At 79.7% G+C, this 4,980-nt stretch carries 1 protein-coding gene; it reads right to left on the reverse strand.

The window, feature by feature from the left end; all coding sequences use genetic code 11:
* The coding region (locus tag ACKOB8_RS06970) for a PE family protein (RefSeq protein ID WP_526376488.1) at positions 1-4,980 on the reverse strand (4,980 nt) is incomplete at its 3' end.

Here is a 4,980-nt window from a genome sequence, read left to right on the forward strand (position 1 = left end):
ACCGCTGCCGGCGTTACCGCCGCTGCCGCCGCTGCCGTAGGTCACCGGGCCCGCGCCGCCGGCGCCGCCGTCGCCGCCGCTCCCGTTACCGCCGGCCCGGCCCGCGGTGCCCGCCCTGCCGGCGCCGCCGCCGGCCGCGCCACCCGCGCCCGCCGTACCTGCCGCGCCGCCCACGCCGCCTGCGCCGCCTGCGGCCGCAGTGCTTGTCGATCCGCCGCCGGCACCTCCGTTGCCACCGCTGCCGGCGTTACCGCCGCTGCCGCCGCTGCCGTTGGTCACCGTGCCCGCGCCGCCGGCGCCGCCCGCGCCACCGACGCCGCCCGCGCCGCCGGCGCCGCCGATCTGGCCGGCCTGCGCGGTCGCACCCGCGGTCACCGATGTGCCACCGGCACCGCCGCTACCGGCAGCGCCGCCCGCACCGCCGTTACCGGCCGTGCCCGTGGTCGCCGCACCACCGACACCGCCCGTGCCGCCGTTGCCGCCAGCCCCGGCAGCCGCACCACCCGCGTTGGCCGCGGTGGCCCCGGCGAGACCCGCGCCGCCCGCGCCGCCCACGCCACCCGCGCCGCCGGCACCACCGTTACCGGCCGTGCCCGTGGTCGTCGAGCCGCCGGCGCCGCCGTCGCCGGCCGCTCCGCCAGCCGTACCTGCGACAGCCACCGAGCCAGCGGTCGCGCCGGTGCCGGCGAATCCGGCCCCGCCCTTGCCGCCGGCGCCGCCGTTACCGGCGGTGCCCGCTGTCGACGTGCCGCCCGTACCGCCCGTACCGCCGACACCGCCGCCGATACCGCCGGTCACGGAGGCGAATCCGTCGCCGCCGGCACCACCGTTGCCGCCGTTGGCGTCTGCGCCGGTCGTGCCACTGGTGCCGCTGCCCGCGCTGGTGCCGGCAGCTCCGGCCGTGCCGGCGTTGCCGCCGGACCCACCGCGCCCGCCGTTGGCGGTGATGCCGGTGGTGAGGTTGCCCGCACCGCCTGCGCCGCCGAGGCCGCCGGTGCCCGCGTTGCCACCGTTGCCGCCATTGCCGTCGGTGCCGGTTGTGGAGTTCGCGCCCTGGCCTCCGGCACCGCCTGCTCCGCCGTTGCCGGCATTGCCGCCCGCACCGCCGATGCCGCCGGCGCCGCCGGAACCGCCGGTGCCGGCATTGCCGCCCGCACCGCCGTTACCCGCGGTGCCGGTCGACGCGGAACCTCCGGCGCCACCAGCGCCGCCGCTACCCGCCAGACCGCCGTTACCGCCGTTGAGCCCAACGCCGTTGGTTCCCGCGCCGCCCGAACCGCCGTTCGCGCCCGCGCCACCCGCGCCACCGACGCCCGCGGTGCCGGTCAGGGTTGCGCCGCCGGAGCCGCCCGCACCGCCGGCTCCACCGGTGGTGCCAGCTTCGGTAGCCACCAGCAGCGTGCCGGCCGCGCCGTTGTAGCCGAGTCCGCCTGCACCGCCGCTGCCGCCGTTGCCCGCGGTGCCCGCGTTGGAGGCGCCACCGTTACCGCCGACACCACCGGCGCCGCCGGCCGTGCCAGTCGTTGTGGAGGCCTGGCCGGCGCCGCCGTTACCGCCGTTACCGCCATTGCCGTTGGCGCCGGTCGCACCGTTCGTGCCACCTGCGCCTGCTGCGCCGCCCGCACCGGCTGTGCCCGCAGCACCACCGTTGCCGGCCGCGCCACCGGTCAGCACGCCGCCGACGATGCCCGAGCCGCCGTTGCCGCCCACACCGCCGCTGCCTGCGTTGCCGCCCGCGCCGCCGTTGCCGGTCGCACCCCGGGTCGAGCCCGCGCCGCCGACGTTGCCGGCACCGCCGACACCTCCGCTGCCGCCAGCACCGCCGTTGCTGCCGGTCTGGCCGGTGCCGGCGACGCCGTTGTAGCCAGCGCCGCCCGCGCCGCCGCTGCCGGCGCTACCGCCGTTACCGCCGTTGCCACCGGCGCCGGTCGAACCCGAGGACGCCTTGCCGGCGCCGGCTCCGAAGGCGCCGCCAGCGCCGCCGATACCGCCGTTACCGCCGTTACCGCCGGTGCCGCCCGCGGTCCCCGCAGTGCCCAGCGTCGCTCCCGCGGTGCCCGCCGCACCGCCGGCGCCGTTGCCGCCGACGCCCGCGTTGCCGCCCGCGCCGCCGTTGCCACCCGCGCCATCGGTCCCTGAGGCCGCGCCTCCGGCGCCGACACCACCAGCGCCACCGGCGCCACCGACGCCGCCGCCGCCGCCGTTGCCGGCGTTGCTGCCGTTGCCGCCGGACGCGGTGGCGGTGAAGCCGTCACCACCGACGCCACCAGCGCCACCGGCGCCACCGGAGCCGCCGTTGCCGCCTGTGCCGTTGGTTCCCGAGGCCGCCTTGCCGCCACCGGCGCCGGCGAGTCCGCCCGCACCGCCGACGCCGCCGCTGCCGGCGTTACCGCCCGCACCGCCGGCGGTACCGGCGATGGCGGATCCCGTGCCGCCCGTGCCGGCCGCGCCCGAACCACCTGCGCCGCCGTTACCCGCAGCGCCACCTATGCCGCCGTCGCCGCCGACACCATCGGTACCGGCCGCGGCGATGCCGCCGCCCTTGCCGCCGACGCCGCCGTCGCCGCCGACACCATCGTTCCCGGCCGCGGCGATGCCGCCGCCCTGGCCGCCGACGCCGCCGTCGCCGCCGACGCCACCGGCGCCGCCGCTGCCGCCGTTCGATCCGTTTTCGCCGCTGCCGGCCTTGCCGGTGTAGCCCGCGCCACCAGCGCCACCGTTACCGGCGTTGCCGCCGGCGCCACCGGCGCCACCGGCGCCATCGTTACCGGAGGCCGCCGCGCCGCCGCCGAGGCCGCCGGCACCGCCGGCGCCACCGTCGCCACCGTCGCCACCGTTGTTGCCGCTGGTGCCGCTGCCGCCGTCGACGCCCAGGGTTCCGACCGCGCCATCGGTGCCGTTTGTGCCAGCCGCACCGCCACCTCCCGCGCCGCCGATGCCGCCGTCGCCGCCCGCGCCGTCATTGCCCGAGGCGGCCTTGCCGGCGCCAGAGCCACCGACGCCACCAGCGCCGCCGGCGCCGGCGTTGCCGCCGTTACCGCCGTTGTTTCCGCTGCCTGCGGCCGGGGTGAAGCCGATTCCGCCGTTACCGCCAGCGCCGCCGACGCCACCGTCGCCGCCGACGCCATCCTCGCCCGCGACCGAACCGGAGCCGCCAGCCCCGCCGTCGCCGCCATTGCCTGCATTGCCGCCCGCGGTGCCGTTATCGCCGGTCGGGTCAAGGGCCGTGCCGTCGGCGCCGTTGGTGCCGGCATCGCCGTCCGCACCTGCGCCACCGGAGCCGCCGTTGCCGCCCACGCCGGTGCCGCCCGTGCTCGAACCGGCGCCGCCGAAGCCGCCGGCGCCGCCGATGCCGCCGTCGCCGCCGTCGATGAACAGGCCGCTGGACAGGCCGTCGGCGCCGTCACCGGCGTTGCCGCCAGCACCGCCGGAGCCGCCCGCGCCGCTGGCTGCCTTGGTGATGCCGTTGGCCTCGGTGCCGCCCACGCCGCCGTTGCCGCCGTCGCCGCCGATGCCGCCGTCGCCGCCCGCGGTGCCGCTGCCCTGAATTCCGGTGAAGCCGAGGCCACCGGCGCCGCCAGCGCCACCGGCGCCACCGACGCCGGCCTTGCCGTTCGCGCCCGCGGACGAGCCCGAACCGCCCTTGCCGGCGTTGCCGCCGTTGCCGCCGTTGCCGCCGGCGTTGCCGGCCGTGCCGTCGGGGTTGAAGACGTCGCCGTCAGTGCCCGCACTTCCGTCGGAGCCCGTCGCGCCCGCGCCGCCGCTGCCGCCCGCGCCGCCGACGCCGGAGGCCGCCACGGTGCCGGAGCCGCCGGTGCCACCCGCACCGCCGTTGCCGCCGTTGCCGCCGTTGCCGCCGTTGTCGCCGAAGATGCCGCCGTCGGAGCCGTTGCCGGCCGCGCCACCGGCGCCACCGACGCCGCCGGCGCCGACCGCGCCCGCGGTGCCCGCGTTGCCGGCCTGGCCGATGATGAACAGGATCGCGCCGCTGCCGCCGGTGCCCGCGGTGCCGCCCTTGCCGCCGGTGCCGCCGGCACCGCCGGAGCCGCCGTTGCCGCCGTTGTTGCCGCTCAGGGCATGCGGGTTGAAGCCGGTGCCGCCGGCGCCGCCGACGCCGCCCTGGCCGCCCTTGCCGCCCTGGCCGCCGTTGCCGCCCGCGCCGAAGATGAAGGAGCCGCTGCCGCCGTTGCCGCCGACGCCGCCGTTGCCGCCCGCGGTGCCGTTGCCGCCCGCGCCGCCGTTCGCGGACAGAGCGGTGCCGTTGGTGCCCGCGTTGCCCGCGGTACCGGCCAGGCCCACGCCGCCGTTACCGCCGTTGCCGCCGTCGCCGAGCAGCGAGAGCAGACCGGTGCCGCCGCCGTTGCCGCCGGCGCCGCCGTTGCCGGTCACGATCGCCGAGCCACCGACGCCGCCATTGCCGCCGCTGCCCAGCAGCAGGCCGCCGTTGCCGCCCAGGCCGCCGGCGCCGCCGCCGGAGCCGCCATTGGCGCCCGCACCGCCGGCGCCACCGGTGGCGTTGATCGACAGGACACCCGCGCTACCGCCGGCGCCGCCCGCGCCGCCGGAGCCGACCAGCGTGCCGCCGGCGCCGCCGGCGCCGCCCGAACCGCCGGTGCCCGCCAGCGAGAGCAGACCGGTGTTGCCGCCGCCGCCGCCGGTGCCGCCGGTGCCGGTTCCGCCGACCACCGACGCGCCTGCGCCGCCGTTGCCGCCGTTGCCGATGAACAGGCCGCCCTGGCCGCCCTTGCCGCCCGCGCCGCTGTTGACGGTGGAGACACCGGCGCCGCCGTTGCCGCCACTGGCGAACCAGCCGGCGTTGCCGCCGTTGCCGCCGTTGAAGCCGCTGCCCGGGGTGCCGATGATGCCCGAGTTGCCGCCGTTGCACGCGCCGCTGGTGCAGGCGCCCGCGTAAGCGGTGTAGGTGTAGCCGTTGCCGATGAGGATGCCGCCGTTGGGGTCGTCGGCGGTGCCGTCACCGAT

The sequence above is a fragment of the Mycobacterium sp. genome, assembly GCF_046091765.1.
In the GTDB taxonomy this organism is placed as follows: Bacteria; Actinomycetota; Actinomycetes; order Mycobacteriales; family Mycobacteriaceae; genus Mycobacterium.